Origin of the sequence: Streptomyces sp. CB01249 (genome assembly GCF_001905735.1) — a bacterium.
GTDB lineage: Bacteria > Actinomycetota > Actinomycetes > Streptomycetales > Streptomycetaceae > Streptomyces.
Genome location: NZ_LISW01000004.1, coordinates 121,542 through 139,536 on the forward strand (window position 1 = coordinate 121,542; position 17,995 = coordinate 139,536).

The 17,995-nt window shown below is 71.7% G+C and carries 15 protein-coding genes and 1 tRNA gene; 12 read left to right on the top strand and 4 right to left on the bottom strand.

Going from position 1 to position 17,995, the window contains the following annotated elements; translation table 11 throughout:
• Positions 1–236: 236 nt before the first annotated feature.
• Together AMK18_RS20130 and AMK18_RS20135 are read right to left on the bottom strand one after the other, a co-directional pair.
• A tRNA-Ser gene (locus tag AMK18_RS20130) sits at positions 237–321 on the bottom strand.
• 54 nt (positions 322–375) lie between these two features.
• A complete protein-coding gene (locus tag AMK18_RS20135) occupies positions 376–1,881 on the bottom strand; it encodes a S1C family serine protease (RefSeq protein WP_073863818.1) in 1,506 nt (501 codons plus the stop codon).
• A gap of 190 nt (positions 1,882–2,071) precedes the next feature.
• Between AMK18_RS20135 and AMK18_RS20140 the strand changes: the two genes are divergently transcribed.
• From AMK18_RS20140 to AMK18_RS20155, 3 genes are all read left to right on the top strand, one after another.
• A complete protein-coding gene (locus AMK18_RS20140; RefSeq protein ID WP_073863819.1) occupies positions 2,072–2,920 on the top strand; it encodes a glycerophosphodiester phosphodiesterase family protein in 849 nt (282 codons plus the stop codon).
• 284 nt (positions 2,921–3,204) lie between these two features.
• Positions 3,205–3,744 (top strand): ATP-binding protein, encoded by a 540-nt coding sequence (locus AMK18_RS20150; protein WP_202534888.1) that lies wholly within the window; start codon positions 3,205–3,207, stop codon positions 3,742–3,744.
• Positions 3,745–3,865: 121 nt separating this feature from the next.
• Positions 3,866–4,831, top strand: coding sequence for a DUF5926 family protein (locus AMK18_RS20155; RefSeq protein ID WP_018101820.1), 966 nt, complete (start codon positions 3,866–3,868; stop codon positions 4,829–4,831).
• A gap of 606 nt (positions 4,832–5,437) precedes the next feature.
• On the opposite strand, the gene AMK18_RS20160 is transcribed toward AMK18_RS20155, so the two are convergent.
• Positions 5,438–6,133 (bottom strand): bifunctional DNA primase/polymerase, encoded by a 696-nt coding sequence (locus tag AMK18_RS20160; protein WP_018101821.1) that lies wholly within the window; start codon positions 6,131–6,133, stop codon positions 5,438–5,440.
• 595 nt (positions 6,134–6,728) lie between these two features.
• Between AMK18_RS20160 and AMK18_RS20165 the strand changes: the two genes are divergently transcribed.
• Positions 6,729–8,099 carry a PP2C family protein-serine/threonine phosphatase gene (locus tag AMK18_RS20165; protein WP_376455873.1) on the top strand — a complete coding sequence of 457 codons (1,371 nt, stop codon included), beginning with the start codon at positions 6,729–6,731 and terminating at the stop codon, positions 8,097–8,099.
• 98 nt (positions 8,100–8,197) lie between these two features.
• Positions 8,198–9,658: an aminopeptidase P family protein gene (locus AMK18_RS20170; protein ID WP_073863820.1), complete on the top strand. Its 1,461-nt coding sequence runs from the start codon at positions 8,198–8,200 to the stop codon at positions 9,656–9,658.
• A 36-nt stretch (positions 9,659–9,694) separates the two neighbouring features.
• Here AMK18_RS20170 and AMK18_RS20175 read toward each other — a convergent pair whose 3' ends face one another.
• Positions 9,695–10,240 (bottom strand): ATP-binding protein, encoded by a 546-nt coding sequence (locus AMK18_RS20175; RefSeq protein ID WP_073863821.1) that lies wholly within the window; start codon positions 10,238–10,240, stop codon positions 9,695–9,697.
• Positions 10,241–10,509: 269 nt separating this feature from the next.
• Between AMK18_RS20175 and AMK18_RS20180 the strand changes: the two genes are divergently transcribed.
• The 7 genes from AMK18_RS20180 (at position 10,510) to pheA (ending at position 17,630) form a co-directional block, all read left to right on the top strand.
• A complete protein-coding gene (locus AMK18_RS20180) occupies positions 10,510–11,325 on the top strand; it encodes a hypothetical protein (protein ID WP_198957045.1) in 816 nt (271 codons plus the stop codon).
• Between the two features lie 141 nt (positions 11,326–11,466).
• Positions 11,467–12,204 carry a YcnI family copper-binding membrane protein gene (locus AMK18_RS20185; protein ID WP_073863823.1) on the top strand — a complete coding sequence of 246 codons (738 nt, stop codon included), beginning with the start codon at positions 11,467–11,469 and terminating at the stop codon, positions 12,202–12,204.
• A gap of 69 nt (positions 12,205–12,273) precedes the next feature.
• Positions 12,274–12,927 (top strand): SCO family protein, encoded by a 654-nt coding sequence (locus AMK18_RS20190; protein ID WP_073863824.1) that lies wholly within the window; start codon positions 12,274–12,276, stop codon positions 12,925–12,927.
• On the top strand, positions 12,924–13,373 hold the full coding sequence (locus tag AMK18_RS20195) for a copper chaperone PCu(A)C (protein ID WP_018101828.1): 450 nt from the start codon (positions 12,924–12,926) through the stop codon (positions 13,371–13,373). Before AMK18_RS20190 ends, AMK18_RS20195 begins: the two co-directional genes overlap by 4 nt.
• A gap of 14 nt (positions 13,374–13,387) precedes the next feature.
• Entirely contained in the window at positions 13,388–15,322 is a 1,935-nt protein-coding gene (locus tag AMK18_RS20200) for a copper resistance CopC/CopD family protein (protein ID WP_073863825.1), read from the top strand.
• Between the two features lie 8 nt (positions 15,323–15,330).
• Positions 15,331–16,635 carry an iron uptake transporter deferrochelatase/peroxidase subunit gene (gene efeB, locus AMK18_RS20205; RefSeq protein ID WP_073863826.1) on the top strand — a complete coding sequence of 435 codons (1,305 nt, stop codon included), beginning with the start codon at positions 15,331–15,333 and terminating at the stop codon, positions 16,633–16,635.
• 59 nt (positions 16,636–16,694) lie between these two features.
• Complete coding sequence (gene pheA, locus AMK18_RS20210) at positions 16,695–17,630, top strand: prephenate dehydratase (protein WP_018101831.1); 936 nt, start codon at positions 16,695–16,697, stop codon at positions 17,628–17,630.
• Positions 17,631–17,995 lie beyond the last annotated feature (365 nt).

Consider the following 17,995-nt stretch of genomic DNA (forward strand, 5'->3'; position numbering starts at 1 on the left):
AACCCGAACCAAACCCCTGACCTGGGGCGAACTATGCGCCCAGCGCCCGCATGAGCGACCTCGAACGAGGGAAAGGCGGAGGCGGACCCGACCGGATTCGAACCGGCGTCCTCACGGTTTTGGAGACCGCGCGCGACGACCTCTGCGCTACGACCCCGCCCCCACCGGCCATCCTAGGAGCCCCCGCACATACGAACGGCCCCCGACCGATGCGCCCGGTCGGGGGCCGTTCACCGCGGTGGGTGTGGGATTTGAACCCACGGTGACTCGCGCCACGACGGTTTTCAAGACCGTTCCCTTAGGCCGCTCGGGCAACCCACCCCGCGCCGGCGCGGTCGGTGAGGACCGGTCCGGCGCGGGGAACAGCCTAGCCGGTCAGCTGTCGCCCTTGCGCTCCCCCAGGGTGACTTCGGCCGTTGCCGTCTTGCCGTCGCGCTCGTAGGTCAGGGTGACCCGGTCGCCCGGCTTGTGGGTCCAGATCTCGCCGATCAGGGTGGGGCCGCTGTCGACGGGGGTGTCGTTGAACTTCGTGATGACGTCGCCCGCGCGCAGGCCCGCCTTGGCGGCCGGACCGTCCTTCGTGACCGCCTCAGTGCCGCCCGTGCCCTGGTCCGCGATGACGGCGCCGTCGCCCTTCTCGTCCATCGTCACCGTGGCACCGATGACCGGGTAGACGGGCTGGCCGGTCTTGATCAGCTGCCGGGCGACGGTCGACGCCTGGTTGATCGGGATCGCGAAGCCGAGGCCGATGGAGCCCGCCTGGCTCTGGCCGGAGCTGCCGGTCGACTGGATCGCCGAGTTGATGCCGATGACCGCGCCGCCCGAGCTGAGCAGCGGGCCGCCGGAGTTGCCCGGGTTGATCGAGGCGTCGGTCTGCAGGGCGCTCATGTACGAGTTGCTGCCGCCGTTGCCGTCACCGGAGGCGACCGGGCGGTTCTTCGCGCTGATGATGCCCGTGGTGACCGTGTTGGACAGGCCGAACGGGGCACCGATCGCGATCGTGGAGTCGCCGACCGCCACCTGGTCCGAGTTGCCCAGCGGCAGCGGGGTCAGGGACTGCGGCGGGTTCTTCAGCTTGATGACGGCCACGTCGTAGCCCTGGGCCCGGCCGACCACCTCGGCGTCGTACTTCTTGCCGTTGGAGAACGTCGCCGTGAGCTGGCCGCTGTCCGCTGCGGAGGCCACCACGTGGTTGTTCGTGAGGATGTGGCCTTCCTTGTCGTACACGAAGCCGGTGCCCGTACCGCCCTCGCCGTCACCGCCCTGCGCCTCGATCGTCACGACGCTCGGCAGCGCCTTGGCGGCCACACCGGCGACCGTGCCCGAGTCGCGCTTGAGGTCCTGCGGGTTCGCCGAGGCGGAGACCGTGGTCGAGCCCGAGCCGTCGTTGCGGTCCGCGGCCCAGTAGCCGAGGGCACCGCCGATGCCGCCCGCCACGAGCGCCGCCACCACCACGGCGGCCACCAGACCGCCCGCACCGCGCTTGCGCGGCGCCTCGGGCGTGTGCGTTGCGCCGGGCGGGCCCCAGACCGGGCCGCCACCGCCGCCGTGCGCCCCCTGGGCGTACGCCGGGACGGCGGGCGGCGGCGGGGGCCAGCCCGCGTCGGCCGCGGACTGCGGCGGGGGCGGGGGCGCGTACTGCGGGTTCGTCGGGAAGGCGGCCGTCTGCGCGGTCGCGGGGTCCGGCGAAGAAGGGACGGGGGCGGGCTGCTGGTCCGGCGCCTGCGCGACCGGCTGCTGCCGGGTGGCCGTCTCGTCCGGGTGGGAGGCGGCGGGGGGCGCGTCCTCGGGGTGCGCCTGGGGAGCGTCGGCCGGCACGGGAGGTACGGACGGGGCGGCCTCGGCCGCGTTGCCCTCGTTGCCCTCGTTCTCGGTGCTCACAGCTCTTTACTCCTCGGTTCCACATCAGTCATTCGGCAAGAGATCCGCTGTGTACGTGTCCGCAGTCAGCTTTTCCCACGACACGTCAGGCCACTGTAAGCAGGAGCTGTGCATCTGCGCACGACCCTTACATCGGACAAAACGGCCCGGCGTCGCAAGGTGTGCACGGCCGTGTTCCCGCGGTGACACCATGAACCGGGTGAACCGAGCACGGCAGCAGCACCCCATGCAGCGTCCCATCCAGGTCATCGCACACCGGGGCGCGTCCGACGACGCCCCCGAGCACACCCTCGCCGCGTACCGGAAGGCGATCGAGGACGGTGCCGACGCCCTGGAGTGCGACGTACGGCTCACCGCCGACGGCCACCTCGTCTGCGTACACGACCGCCGGGTGAACCGTACGTCCAACGGGCGCGGCGCGGTCTCCGCCCTGGAGCTGAACGCCCTCGCCGCCCTCGACTTCGGCTCCTGGAAGGACCGCGACGAGACGGAGTCGCCGGACTGGGACCCGGTGCCCGGCGAGCTCACCTCCGTACTCACCCTGGAACGCCTGCTCGAACTCCTCGTGGAGACGCGGGCGTCCGGGCGGCCGCTCCAGCTGGCGATCGAGACCAAGCACCCGACCCGCTGGGCGGGACAGGTCGAGGAGCGCCTTCTGCACCTGCTGAAACGCTTCGAGCTCGACGCGCCGCCACCGGCCGGCACCCCTTCGCCGGTCCGCGTCATGAGCTTCTCGGCCCGCTCGCTGCACCGCGTCCGGGCGGCCGTGCCCCATCTGCCCACCGTGTACCTGATGCAGTTCGTGTCGCCCCGGCTGCGCGACGGACGGCTGCCCGCCGGGGCACGGGTCGCCGGACCCAGCGTCCGGATCGTACGCAGCCACCCCGGCTACATCGAACGCCTGCACCGGGCCGGACACCGGGCGCACGTCTGGACGGTCAACGAACCGGAGGACGTCGAGCTCTGCGTACGGCTCGGAGTCGAGGCGATCATCACCAACCGCCCCAAGCAGGTCCTGGCCCAGCTCGGCCGTTCGTGACCGCGGCGCACCCTTACCGCGACGCACCTCTACCGCGGCGCCCCCTTTGCACAGGAACGCACCTTTACGTATGAACGCATCAGCCCATCTGCTCATCAGGAGATCAACTACAGGGAGTACACCGGCGCACTCGGACTGTGCCTGTTCGTGACGAGTGCGTCACTGACAGCCCCTTGGCCGGTTTCCGGCACAGCTCAGGAGGGCATCCACTCCGTGGCGTGGGGGCAAAGGAGGTCTCGGGGGTGGCGTTGGTGGTGGCACAGGAGGTGCCCACGTCGTCGAGCATGGCCGTTCCCCATGGTCCTGCGGGCGTGGGCCAGGCGCGGCACCGGATGCGCGAGCAGTTGCGCAGCCACGGGGTGTCGGATTCGGTCGTCGACGATGCGGTGCTGATTCTTTCCGAACTGCTCAGCAATGCCTGCCGGCACGGCAGGCCGCTGGGCTGGCAGACCGAGACGGGCGACGGCGACGTGCGCGCCGCCTGGCGTGTCGACAGGACGGGCGGACTGACCGTCGAGGTGACGGACGGCGGCGGCCCGACCCGGCCGATTCCGGCCACCCCCTCGGTGACCGCTCGCGGCGGCCGGGGGCTCAACATCATCAGCGCCCTGGCCCAGGAGTGGGGCGTACGGGACGACGCACCGGGCGAGGTCACCGTCTGGGTGCTGGTCGACGGGGGCCACGGCTCCCACGGCGCGCGGGGCAGCGGGCGACCGGCCGGGATGACCGGGCTGGCGGCCGCACCGAAGGCCACCGTCGTACCGGGGCTCGAAGGGCTGGATTTCAGCGGCGCGTTCGACGACGCGTTCGATGACGCGGGCTGAACACCCGAGCGGGGCCGTGCGGGTCGTGTACGTGAACCGGGTCGGCCGTACGCGCGGTGGTGCCCGGGGCGACTAGGCTCGCGGGCCAGACCGCACTGTCGCAATCGGGAGTAAGCCCACCATGGCGAAGAAGCGCCCTCAGACCAAGGCCGGGAAGCAGCAGCTCAAGGACGGCGAGATCCCGGTGGTCGGGGCTCGTGAGCCCTGCCCGTGCGGTTCGGGCCGCCGCTACAAGGCGTGTCACGGCCGCGCCGCGGCACAGGCGGTGACCGAGCTGGTCCAGCGTCCGTTCGAGGGCCTGGCCGGGGAGTGCGACTGGGTCGCGCTGCGCGAGCTGGTCCCGGCGGCCACGGCCGGGCTGACGCTCAAGGGCGGCCTGCCCGAGGGCGTGCCGTCGGTGACGCTCGCGACGGTCCTGCCGATGGCGTGGCCCGCCCTGCGCCGCGACGACGGCTCCGTCCTGCTCGCCCTGCAGAACGACACCTCCTCCGGCGACCTCAGCCGGGACCTCGCGGACACGCTGAGCCGCGCGCTGGAGGCGGAGCCCGGTTCGCCCGTGGCCGCCCGCCGCGTGCCGGCCGACGGACCCCGGCTGCAGGACCTCCTGGACACCGAGGCGCCCTTCGAGCCGGTCGTCCACTCCGGCTTCGAGTTCTGGGTGCCGGACTCGGAGAACGCCACGGCCGAGGTGTCCGCCTCGCTCGAACGCGCGAACGAGGCTGCGATCCCGACCGCCCTGCTGTCGGGCGTGGACGCCGCCTACTGGTGCGAGACGCCGGAGAAGAACCACCTGCGCTGGGTCATGCCGCACGCCGAGGAGGAGCTCCTCGACGCGCTCGCCCGGCTGCACGCCGCGGGCGAGTCCTCGCTCGGTGAGGACACCCGGCTGGTCGGCTCGTTCCGGGCGCACGGGCTGATGGTCCCGGTCTGGGACCTGCCGAGTGCGATGGGCGCCGAGGACTGCGAGAAGCCCGCCGCCGCGTTCGCGGAGCGGCTCGCCAAGGCGCTCGCGTCGGACGCGCCGCTCACCGCCGAGGAGCGGCGGGCGCGCGGCGGCCTCACCAACCGCCAGGTGACGCTCAGCTGACCGTGACCGCCGCTCGGCCCGGACGGTGACTCCCGTCACAACTCGCCGTACTGGCAGGTAAATCGCTGTCCGAATACGCGAGATCGAATTTGCGAACGGCAGATCTCTTGTTACGGTTCAAGAAGCCCGGTCGCTGGTGCATCCCCCGTCGCCAGCGACCGGGCATCCTCATTTCCGGGTACGGCGCGCTCCGCGCACCCGGGGCGCGCAGGCCCGCGTACGGGCCCCTCCCGGTCCGCCCCACCGCTCACCCGCCCCGGCTCCTCGGCACGATGGCCCGGCGTCAGCCCTGCGGCCCAGGAAGCCGGTTGGACCTGCGCCGGGACCGGAACAGCCCCGAGGTGCCATCAGAAAGCTTCGCGCCGCCGGGTTTTACGACGCCCGAATTCCGCGGCATCACCGACACCTCCGGACAAACGGATGCGCCGAGAGCAACGCCACCGTTTACCCGGAAATCGTGAAGCCAGACAGAGGGAAGTGGGGGGAACGAGGGAGAACGGAAGGGATTCACCGGAGATCGGACAGAGAAGCGACAGAACTCCGTAATGAATGCCATCTGAAAGAACACGCACGCATCAGAATCTGGCCAACCCTGCCCCCGACCGCTCAGTGCGTCAGTCTGCTACCGCCGTCCGGGGCACTCGTGCTCGCCTCGACCAGGGCGTCCAGCACGGCCTCGACGTCCGGCAGCCAGGGCGACGGCACGGCGGCGCCCTTGGGGCGTGAACCCGGAGTGCGCTCCGGCGCGCGCTCCCAGCGAACCTGCCCGGTACCGATCTCCGAGGGCGGCAGGACGACGTAGCCGCCCTCCCCGTGGAACCGCAGCGAGCTGGGCACCCGGTCCTGCGCGTACAGCAGCTCGCCGAGCCGTTCCAGGGTGTACGGGGCGACCAGCAGCGCCCACCGGGTGGGCGTCGCCACCACGGGGCCCAGGCGCAGGCCCGCCCGGTCGAGCGCGGTCAGGGCGCGGGCACCGGCCACCGCCGGCAGGCTCAGGGCGCACGGCGCGCGGCCGCCCGTGGCGAGCAGCACCGGCGCCGTCGGCCGGTTCGTCCACCACCAGCGCACCATCCGGGCATCGGTGGTCGCGGCGAGCAGTCCGGGGTCGAAGGGGTGCGCGCCGGGCACCGCGCACTCGGGATCGGGGCACGCGCAGCGACGGGTGCGGTCACCGTCCCCGCGCAGCCCCGCTCCGGGGAGCACGGGCCACTGCCACTCCGTGGCGCAGGTCAGGGCCGCGTCGAGCCGGGCGGAGCCGCCCCTGCGGCCGAGCCTGCGTCGCCTTCCGAGGATCTCGCGCATGACCGCTCGTTCCTTTCCGTTGAACGCCGAGGGTCCGCCTCACATCGTGCGTGGTCACACCATGCCTGCGGATCTTCTGGGTGTACGTGCTCGTCGAGCCTGCGGTACGGGTCGTTCGTCGGTACCGAGCGTGAGCCGTGCTGAGCCGGATCGAGCTGCTTGCTGTCGGCATCGTGGCGAGGTGCGGGGCACACGGCGCTTCCGCGGTCCGTGCGTGCGGCCTCACCACTCGGGGGTGGGGCGCGGCCGTCACAAGAGAGGACGTCCGGACCCGCTGCCAGGTTCCGGGGGCGGGCGGGGCCACCCCTGGCCATCCAAAGAATTACGTACCCAGCATGCCCGGAATGACGCGCCCCAGGGACTTCACCCGGAGGTGCACCCCCGTAGGGCAGACCCAGTCGACCGCTAATGCGCACGGCGAGGTGCGTTTTTTGGCCAAGTTGATTTAGGCGTGGACACCGGGTTTTCCGGGGGGACAATGCTGGACATCGCCTCACTTGTGCGTGTACATGTGGATGCACTGGTAGCGGCGCAGAATGACATGGGGGTTTGCGATGCTATTCGACGGAACACACCGCTCGGAAAGCCGGCGACCATGAGCGCTCCGCACCTGCCAAAACTGGCTGGAATCGATCCCACAGTTCCGGTTTCGGACGAGACTCCCGGGCCAATCGAGGCGGTGCCCGCGGCGCCCGGCGCCTTCATCCAGGACCGGCTCGCCGGCTGGGTCTCCGACCTCACCACGCTCCACGAGCTCACCGAGCGCCTGGCCGGAACCAGCACCCTGGACGACGCACTGCACGAGTTCCTCGACGCCGGAGCCGCCCTGGTCGGCGCCCGCCGGGGCCTGGTCGCCTTCGAACCCTCCGATCGGCGGGGCCCCGTCAGCACCATCGGTCTCGGGCTGGCCCACGCCGAACTGGGCCAGATCGAGACCGTGCCGCGCAGCGCCACCTCGTACGGACGCATCCTGGAGGGCCTGCCCAACCCGGACGGCCCGCTGACCACCCCCGACCTGCTCGGCGACACCGGCCTGGACCCCCGCAGACGCAAGGTCGCCGCCCGCCTCGGCTACGCCGCCAGCTACGCACTGCCCCTCGCCACCGCGACGACCGGACGGCTCGGCGCCGCCGTCTGGCTCTACGACGAACCCGCCGAGCCCCTGGAACGCCAGCGCCACCTCGTCGGCCTGTACGCCGGATACGCCTCCGAGCACCTGGCCCGCCTGCTCGAACTGGAACGGGCCAGGGCGGACGTCGCCACCGTGGCCGAGGAGCTGCTGCCCACCCGGCTGCCCCGGATCCCCGGCGTCCAGCTCGCCGTCCGCCACGAGGTGGCCCCGCAGGGCGGCGGCGACTGGTACGACGCGCTCGCCCTGCCGGAGGGCGCCCTCGGGCTCGCCGTCGGCTCCGTGGGCGGCTCGGGCCCCAGCGCGCTCGCCGCCACGGGACGGCTGCGCGCCGGACTGCGCGCGTACGCGGTGATGGAGGGCGAGGACCCCGTCGCCGTGCTCTCCGACCTCGAACTGCTGCTCCGGCTGACCGAGCCGGCCCGTTCGGCGACCGCGCTCTTCGCGTACTGCGAACCGGCCCGCCGCAGGATCCTGCTCGCCGGGGCCGGGCACACGCCGCCCCTGATCATCGGCGAGCGCCGCACCTCGTACGTGGAGACCACGCTCTCCGCCCCGCTGGGCATGCTGTCCTGCTGGGAGGCGCCCAGCGTGGACATCACCGCCGCACCCGGAGAGACGGTTCTGCTGTACACCGACGGGCTGCTGCGCCGGGCCGGCGACTCGATGGACCGGGCGTACGCACGCCTCCATTCGGCGGCGGCGAGTGTCCCCAGGGCGCTGCGCGGGGACCCCGCCTCGGTGGCCGACCACGTGGTGCGCACCGTGCTGCCGGACGGGGCGGGGCGGGCGGACTGCGCCGAGGACGTGGTCGTGCTCGCGGCCCGCTTCGACTGATCCGGGACCTTCGCGTGTAAGAGGTCTTCCGGCCCTGGGCCCCCTTCCGTACGCCCGTACGATGGAAGAGGTCCAGCGTCGTATCAAGGAGAACAGTCGTGTCTGAGGAGTTCCCGGAGACCCCGGAGACCGAAGAGACAGAGCCGGTCAAGCAGCGGAAGAACGGCCTGTACCCGGGCGTGTCCGACGAGCTCGCCGCGAGCATGCAGTCCGGCTGGGCCGACACCGAGCTGCACGGTCTGGAGCCGATCGCCCAGGCCGGTCACACCGCCGACCGCCGCGCCGCGCTGTCCGCGCGCTTCCCCGGCGAGCGGCTGGTCATTCCCGCGGGCCGGCTGAAGACCCGTTCCAACGACACCGAGTACGCCTTCCGCGCCTCCACCGAGTACGCGTACCTCACCGGCGACCAGACGCAGGACGGCGTCCTCGTCCTGGAGCCGGTGGAAGACGGCCACGAGGCGACCATTTACCTGCTGCCCCGCTCGAACCGGGAGAACGGCGAGTTCTGGCTCGACGGCCAGGGCGAGCTGTGGGTCGGCCGCCGCCACTCCCTCACCGAGGCCGAGCAGCTGCTGGGCATCCCCGCCAAGGACGTGCGCGAGCTGCCCGCCGCGCTGGCCGAGGCCACCGGCCCCGTCCGCAACGTCCGCGGCCACGACGCCGGCATCGAGGCCGCCCTGACCGACAAGGTCACCGCCGAGCGCGACGAGGAGCTGCGGGTCTACCTCTCCGAGGCGCGCCTCGTGAAGGACGCCTTCGAGATCGCCGAGCTGACGAAGGCGTGCGACATCACCGCGCGCGGCTTCGAGGACGTCGTGAAGGTCCTCGACAAGGCCGAGGCCACCAGCGAGCGCTACATCGAGGGAACGTTCTTCCTGCGCGCCCGCATCGAGGGCAACGACATCGGGTACGGCTCGATCTGCGCCGCGGGACCGCACGCGACCACCCTGCACTGGGTGCGCAACGACGGCGCCGTCCGCTCGGGCGAGCTGCTGCTGCTGGACGCCGGGGTGGAGACCAACGACCTCTACACGGCCGACGTGACCCGCACCCTTCCCATCAGCGGCACGTTCACACCGCTCCAGCGCAAGATCTACGACGCGGTGTACGAGGCGCAGGAGGCGGGTATCGCCGCGGTCAAGCCCGGCGCCGACTTCCGCGACTTCCACGACGCCGCACAACGGGTCCTCACCGAGAAGCTCGTCGAGTGGGGCCTGCTCGGCGACCTGTCGGTGGAGAAGGTCCTGGAGCTGGGCCTCCAGCGCCGCTGGACCCTGCACGGCACCGGCCACATGCTCGGCATGGACGTCCACGACTGCGCCGCCGCGCGCACCGAGGCGTATGTGAACGGCACCCTGGAGCCGGGCGTCTGCCTCACCGTCGAGCCCGGTCTCTACTTCCAGGCCGACGACCTCACCGTGCCCGAGGAGTACCGCGGCATCGGCGTCCGGATCGAGGACGACATCCTCGTCACCGAGGACGGCAACCGGAACCTCTCGGACAAGCTGCCCCGACAGGCCGACGAGGTCGAGGCGTGGATGGCCCGGCTCAAGGGCTGATCCGCCGCCTGCGCCGCGTGAGGAGGGGCGCCCCGCTCAGGACACCATGAGCAGGGCGTCCTTCCGCCATTTCAGGACCTTGTCGAAGCTCACGACCGCGCCGGCGCACCCCGGACGGTTGCCGAAGTGGACGTGGTCGGCAAGCTGTTCGATCAGGCACAGGCCCCGTCCCTCCTCGGCGGTGACGGGCGGATACGACGCGTACTGCGGGTCCGGCAGTCCGCTCCCGGGCTGCCGCTCCGACGTGCGGGGCCCGCCCCGGGTGGGAAAACCGGGGCCCGAATCGGCGACTTCGATGCGGCACTTCTCGCCGTCCAGATACGCGGTGACCCGGTACTGGCCACTGGCCGTGGCCGACGGTTCCTCCCAGGCATCCCGGTCCTTCCGGGTGCCGTCGGAGGTGGCGTCGTACTCCCCGCCGTGCTCGACCGCGTTCGCACAGGCTTCGCTGAGCGCGAGAGACAGGTCGAAGGAGATGTCCGGGTCCACGCCCGCGGATTCCATCGTGCCGAGCAGGAACCGGCGGGCGAGCGGGACGCTCGCAGCATCGCGCCGCAAATGGAGTGACCACCAGATGCTCATGCTCCGGCCTCCTGGTTGCGGCTAGACATACCGCTACGTATTGCCGCACTCGGGCGGTCGTAAGCACGTGCGTGCTCTGATGCCGCCCATTCGGCGGATAGCCGGAGGCACCACACCGGTGTATTCCGGGCCCCGCACGCCCGTTGCACCCGTCCGGGGAGCTGCCGGAATCCGCGCGAACAACCCTGGTCACACCCAATCCGCCCGGAAGACGACCTTCCGGACCTGCCGTACGGGGGCGGGGGGCCGGGTGCGATGATGGGCCCGCCATGTCTGTGTCAGTGGGACGCGCCGGAGCCGGTCTACGGCTACTGAGGGCCGCGGTGTTCGCCGCGGTCTGCGTCGCGTTGTCCGCGGCCGGACACGCGCTGGCCGCCTGCGCGACCGTCCCCTGGTGGACACTGCTCGCCGGTTTCCTCTGCGTCCTCGCGGTGGCCGTCCCCCTCGCCGGACGCGAACGCTCACTGCCCTCCATCGCCGCGGCCCTGGCCGGCGGACAGCTCGCCCTGCACAGCCTGTTCGGGCTGGGCACGCACACCATGACCCCCGGGGCGACGGGCGGCGACGACGCGCTGATCCGGTTCGCGGCGAGCCTCGTCTGCGGCGCCGGACCCCAGCAGTTGAACGCCGCCGACGCGCGGCACATCGTCGGCACCGCGGGCATCGACCCGGCGGCGGTGACCGCTCAGGCGCACCAGCATCCGACCGCCGCCCCTTCCGGCCCCGCCTGGGACACCCCGGCCGGCCTCCTCCACACGCTTCCCAGCCTGCCCATGCTCCTCGGGCACCTGCTGGCCGCCCTGGCCACCGGCTGGCTGCTGCGGCGGGGCGAGGTCGCCCTGTTCCGGCTCGCCCGGCTGTCGGCGCACGGCGCCCAGCAGGTCGCGGCCGGGGCCCGGCTCCGGGCGCTGCGCGACGCGTTCCGGCTCGTCGCCGCCCTGCGCACCGGCCTGGCCGACGGGCCCGCGACCGGGCCGCGCACCCCTCGTACCGCCGTGGACGCACCGTGCCCGGCCACCGGGGATCCGTTGCAGCACCTGGTGATCCGGCGCGGACCGCCCTCCGCGCTCGCTCTCGCAGCCTGACGCGACGCCCTCCACACGATGCGCACCCGCCCCTCCGGGCCGCGGTGCGCGTTGCACCCGTACGGAAGTGGCGTCGCGATACCGGTGCGCACCCGTGCGCCGGAGCACCCTTCCTTCGTGCCCTGTGGAGTGATCCCTGTCATGAACGTTTCCCGCATCGCCCTCGCCGGCGGCGTCGCCGCGTCCACCGTGCTGCTGCTCGCCGGTACGGCGTCCGCCCACGTCAGCGTCCAGCCGCAGGGCGAGGCCGCCAAGGGCGGCTACGCCGTCATCAACTTCAAGGTCCCCAACGAGCGTGACAACGCCTCGACGACCAAGCTCGAAGTGAACTTCCCGACCGACCACCCGCTGGCGTCCGTCATGCCGCAGCCGGTGCCCGGCTGGGACATCGAGGTGACGACGAGCAAGCTGGCCAAGCCGCTCCAGATGCACGGCAAGACGATCAACGAGGCCGTCTCCAAGGTCACCTGGACCGGCGGCAAGATCGAGCCCGGCCGCTTCCAGCAGTTCCCGCTCTCCGTCGGCCAACTCCCCGAGGACGCCGACCAGCTGGTGTTCAAGGCGATCCAGACGTACTCCAACAAGGAGGTCGTGCGCTGGATCGAGGAGCCCAAGGAAGGCGCCGACGAGCCCGAGTCCCCCGCTCCCGTCCTCAAGCTGACGGCCGCGGCCGATGACGCGCACGGGGCGGCCGGCGCGGACTCGAAGTCCTCGGACTCCGCTGCCGACTCCGCCGAGAAGGGCGGCGAGACCACCGCTTCGGCGGCCTCCTCCGACTCCTCGGACAACACCGCCCGGGTGCTCGGCATCGTCGGCATCGTCATCGGCGTCGCCGGCGTGGCGTTCGGTGTCCTGGCCGGGCGCCGGCGTACGACCTGACAGGCCCCACGGGGGCCAGGCTCTTCCTGGCCCCCACCCGCTCCACCGACTCCTCAGGAACAGTGCTCCATGGTTAAGAAGATCGTTCCGGCCGCGGCGCTCGTCGTCGCGGCCGCGCTCGCCCTGTCCGCCTGCGGCGGCAGTGACAACGACAGCAAGAAGCCCGTGGCCGACGTGTCGATGCAGACGAAGACGCAGGCCGCGACGGTGCTCGACCAGCCGTTCACCAAGCCCGACCTCGTCCTGACCAACACGCACGGCAAGAAGTACGACCTGCGCAAGGAGACCAAGGGCAAGCCGACGCTCATCTACTTCGGTTACACCAACTGCCCCGACGTCTGCCCGCTCATCATGAGCAACATCGCCATCGCCAAGAAGGCCCTGCCCAAGGCCGACCAGGACGACCTCCGGGTCGTCTTCGTCACCACCGACCCGGAACGGGACACCCCGGCCTCCCTCGGCAGCTGGCTCAAGGCGCAGGACCCGTCCTTCGTCGGCCTCACCGGCGACTTCCCGGCCATCCAGGCAGGCGCCCGGCAGATCGGCATCGGCATCTCCCCGCCGAAGAAGGAGAAGGACGGCACGATCGTCTCGATGCACGGCTCGCAGGTCATCGCCTTCTCCCCGAAGACCGACAAGGGCTACGTGCTGTACAGCGAGGACACCACGCCCGACGACTACACCAAGGACCTCCCCAAGATCGTCAAGGGGGAGAACCCGTGAACCACCGCACCACCCTCGCCGCCGTCCTGGCCGTGACCGCGGGCCTGACGCTGGCGGGGTGCTCGACCTCCTCGGACAAGCCGGAGCTGAAGGTCATCGGCGGGTTCATGCCGCAGCCCGTCAACGACATGGCGGCCGGCTTCCTCGTCGTGCAGAACAACGGCACCGGCGACGACCGCCTCACCTCGGTCACCAGCCCGCTCTCGGACGACGTCACGATCCACGAGACGAAGGACCAGGTCATGCGGAAGGTGACGTCCTTCGACGTGCCCGCGGGCGGTGAGCTGGATCTCGAACGTGGTGGCAGCCACATCATGTTCATGAAGCTCAAGAAGCAGCCGAAGCAGGGCCAGAAGGTGTCCGTGGAACTGCACTTCGAGAAGGCCGGCGCGATCGAGGTCGACCTTCCCGTGAAGGAGACCACCCACAACCCGAAGAAGCAGTGAGGGACTGACACGCCATGACAGCCACCGCCCCGCCCTTCGGGCCGCCCCCGTCCGCCCTGCGCCGGCCGCTCGCCGCGGCCGGACTGCTCACCGCGCTGCTCGGCGCGGTGCTCGGTCTGCTGCTGGCCGTCGCGGCTCCCGCGTCGGCCCACGCCGCGCTCACCGGGAGCGATCCGCAGGACGGGGCGGTGGTCGCCACCGCACCCACGCAGGTCACCCTCACCTTCTCCGAACAGGTCGCCCTCGGCGCGGACTCCATCCGCGTCCTGGACCCCTCGGGCAAGCGCGCCGACACCGGGGCCGCCCCGCGCGACCTGCACAGCGGGTCCACCGTGAAGTACGGCGTGGCCCTGCGCGGCGGCCTCGGCGACGGCACGTACACCGTGGCCTGGCAGGCGGTCTCCGCCGACAGCCACCCGGTCTCCGGCGCCTTCACCTTCTCCATCGGGGCGCCCTCCGAGACCAGCGTCGCCCTCCCGGACAGCGAGGCCGGGGGCGGACTCGTCGGCACGCTCTACGACATCGCGCGCTACGCCGCGTACGCCGGGTTCATCGTGCTCGCGGGCGGTGCCGCCTTCGTTCTGGCCTGCTGGCAGCGCGGAGCGGGGGCGCGTCCGCTGCAACGCCTGGTCGTACGCGGCTGGATGACGCTCACCGCGGCGACCATCGCGATGCTGCTTCTGCGCAGCTCGTACACCGGCTCCGGGAAGCTGGGGGACGTCCTCGACCTCGACGGCCTCAAGGCGGTCCTCGACACCAAGCCCGGTGCCGCCCTCGTCTCGCGGCTCCTGCTGCTCGGCGCCAGCGCCCTGTTCGTCGCGGTGCTCTTCGGCGCGTACGCCAAGCGCGAGGACCCGCGCGAGAAGAGGGACCTCACCTTCGGCCTCGCCATCGGCGGCGCCGTCATCGCCGCCGGTATCGCCGGTACCTGGGCGCTCGCCGAGCATGCGTCGACCGGTATCCAGCCCGGCATCGCGATGCCCGTGGACGTGCTCCACCTGCTGGCCGTCGCCGCCTGGCTGGGCGGTCTCGTGGCCCTGCTGACCGCGCTGTACCGCACGCCCGACCTGACCTCCGCGGCCGTACGCCGCTTCTCCACGATCGCCTTCGTCAGCGTGGTCGTCCTCGTCGCGACGGGCGTCTACCAGTCGTGGCGGCAGGTCGGCACGTGGTCGGCGCTGACCGGTACGGGTTACGGGCAGCTGCTGCTGGTCAAGGTGGGGCTCGTCGCCGTCCTGGTGGGCATCGCGTCGATGTCGCGCCGGTGGACGGGGAAGCTCGCGGAGGGCAGCGATGCCCCGGCCGCGGTGACACCCGAGGCCGACGAGGAGCCCGAGGCCGGCGCGGAAGCCGAACCGGATACCGTCGATGACCCCGCCCGCGCCGCTCAGCTCGCCCGGCAGCGGGCCGCCGTGGCCACCGCCGAGAAGAAGCGGATACGCGACGCCGACCCCGGCCGGTCGGGGCTGCGCCGCTCCGTACTGGCCGAGGTCGGCGTCGCCGTGGCCCTGCTCGCGGTGACCACCGTGCTGACGTCGACCGAGCCGGGCCGTACGCAGGAAGAGGCGGCCCGCTCCACGTCTGCGGCGGCCGGCCCCGTGGACAGCGGTCCCGTCAACCTCGCGCTTCCCTTCGACACCGGCGGCACGAACGGCAAGGGCACGGTACGGATGGACATCGACCCGGGCCGTACCGGCGCCAACGTGATCCACCTGTGGATCGAGGACCCCGCCAAGAAGCCCATGGACGTCCCCGAGGTGAAGGTCGCCTTCACCCTGGAGTCCAAGGACATCGGCCCCCTGCCGGCCGTCCCGGTCCGGCTGACCGAGGGCCACTGGACCGCCACCGGCCTCCAGCTCCCGATCGCGGGCGACTGGAAGGTCGCGGTGACGGTACGGACCTCCGACATCGACCAGACGACGGTCGACAAGAACGTGAAGATCGGCTGAGCAGGACCGTGAGCGGAAAGAACACGCGCAGCGAAACCCGTAACACCCAGGCCACGGGTAACACCCAGGCCCTCTCCCGGCGGCGGCTGCTCGGCACCGCAGGCGCCGCCGGGGCGACCGGGCTGGTCCTCGGCGCGGCCGGCGGCGCCACCGGCTATGCCGCGACCCGTGACGAGGCACCGGCCGCGCTGACCACGGTCGGCTCCACCGAGGTGATGTTTCACGGGAAACATCAACCGGGGATCACCACTCCGCTTCAGGCGTCCGGCCATCTGATCGCCTTCGACCTCGCCCCGGGGGCCGGACGTAAGCAGGCCGCCGCCCTGATGCGCCGGTGGTCCGCCGTGGCACAGCGGCTGATGGCCGGCGAACCCACCGCTGGCGCGGCGGACGGCCCCGGACACGACACCGGTGTCGCGCTGGACGCGGGCCCGTCCTCGCTCACCGTCACCTTCGGCTTCGGCGCCACCTTCTTCGAACGCACAGGCCTCACCAAGCACCGCCCGCCGGGGCTCGACCCGCTGCCGCCGTTCTCCTCCGACCACCTCGACGCAGGCCGGTCCAACGGGGACCTGTGGGTCCAGATCGGCGCCGACGACGCGCTCGTCGCCTTCCACGCGCTGCGGGCCGTACAGAAGGAGGCCGCCTCGACGGCCACCGTGCGCTGGCAGATGAACGGCTTCAACCGCACGCCCGGCGCGACCGCGAAGCCGATGACGGCCCGCAACCTGATGGGCCAGATCGACGGCACCGGCAACCCGAAGTCCACGGACGACGACTTCGCCCGGCGCGTGTTCGTCCCCGGCGGCCAGGACCCGGCGTACGACTGGCTCACGGGCGGCTCCTACGCGGTGGTCCGGCGCATCCGGATGCTCCTGGACGACTGGGAGAAGCTGCCGGTGGAGCGCCAGGAGCGGGTCATCGGCCGGCGCAAGGCGGACGGCGCCCCCCTCAGCGGCGGCACCGAGACCACCGCGATGGACCTCGACAAGGCGGGCCCGGACGGCAAGCTGCTGATCCCGGACAACGCGCACGCCCGGATCTCGTCCCCCGAGCGCAACAGCGGTGCGGCGATGCTCCGCCGGCCGTTCTCGTACCACGACGGGATCTCCCGGGACGGCACCCCGGACGCCGGGCTGCTGTTCATCTGCTGGCAGGCCGACCCGCTGCGCGGCTTCGTCCCGGTGCAGCGCAAGCTCGACCGGGGGGACGCGCTCTCCCCCTTCATCCGCCACGAGGCGAGCGGGCTCTTCGCGGTGCCGGGCGGGGCGGCGGACGGTGAGTACGTGGGGCAGCGGCTCCTGGAATCCTGAGCCGCGGAGGCCCACCCGTCCGGGGCTTCCGCGCCGCCACCGCGCACTAGGGTGACGGTATGTCCGCCACGCGCTACGCCTATCTCGGCCCCGAGGGCACCTTCACCGAGGTGGCCCTCCGTACGCTCCCGGAAGCCGCCACCCGCGAGCTCGTCCCGATGGTCTCCGTGCCGGCGGCTCTGGACGCGGTGCGCAACGGAACGGCCGCCGCGGCACTCGTACCGATCGAGAACTCCGTCGAGGGCGGCATCACCACCACCCTCGACCAGCTCACCAGCGGAGAGCCGCTGATGATCTACCGCGAGGTGCTGCTCTCCATCACCTTCGCGCTGCTCGTACGGCCGGGCACCCAGCTGTCCGACATCAAGACGGTCACCGCGCACCCGGCCGCGCAGCCGCAGGTGCGCAACTGGATGGCCGCCCATCTCCCGCAGGCGGTATGGGAGTCGGCGGCATCCAACGCGGACGGTGCGCGGCTCGTGCAGGAGGGCCGCTACGACGCCGCCTTCGCGGGGGAGTTCGCGGCGGAGCGGTACGGACTCGAACCGCTGGTGACCGAGATCCACGACGCGGAGAACGCGCAGACCCGCTTCGTGCTCGTGGGCCGCCCGGCCCGGCCCTCCGCGCCGACCGGTGCGGACAAGACCTCCGTGGTGATCTGGCTGGGCGACGACCACCCCGGCGCCCTGCTCGAACTGCTCCAGGAGTTCGCGGTGCGCGGGGTGAACCTGATGCTGATCCAGTCGCGGCCGACCGGGGCCGGCATCGGCAACTACTGCTTCGCGGTGGACGCGGAGGGCCACATCTCCGACCGCCGGGTCGGCGAGGCGCTGATGGGGCTCAAGCGCATCTGCCCGAATGTGCGCTTCCTCGGCTCCTATCCGCGGGCCGGTGTGGCTCCGGAGGACGTACGCCCGCTGCGCGCGGGCACCTCCGACGCGGAGTTCACCGAGGCGTCCGACTGGCTGGCACGCAGCCAGGACGGACGGGCCTGATCCAGCCCTGGGCCTCCTGGCCCGGGGCTGCTTCGTGTCCACAGGGCCGGTGCGATCAGAGGATTGTCCACCCCGTGGAAAAGTTATCCACAGGCGAGGGATTCCACCTGGGGACAAGTCGACACCGCAATCCGACATGGTCGACAAACCGACACAGCACACTCACACCCGTCCACAGGGCATCCGTTCGCCCCGTGTCAGCCCAATTCCGTTGATCAACTCTTTAGGGCTAGCAATTCCCACCCGAACGAGCGCGTGAAACGGGTTTGGACCTTGAATCCAGGTGTATTCAGCAGGCCCTCGGAATGATCTCTTCCACGTCCACAGACTTCCCCCACAGCCTGTGGATAACTTTGACGAGTCGG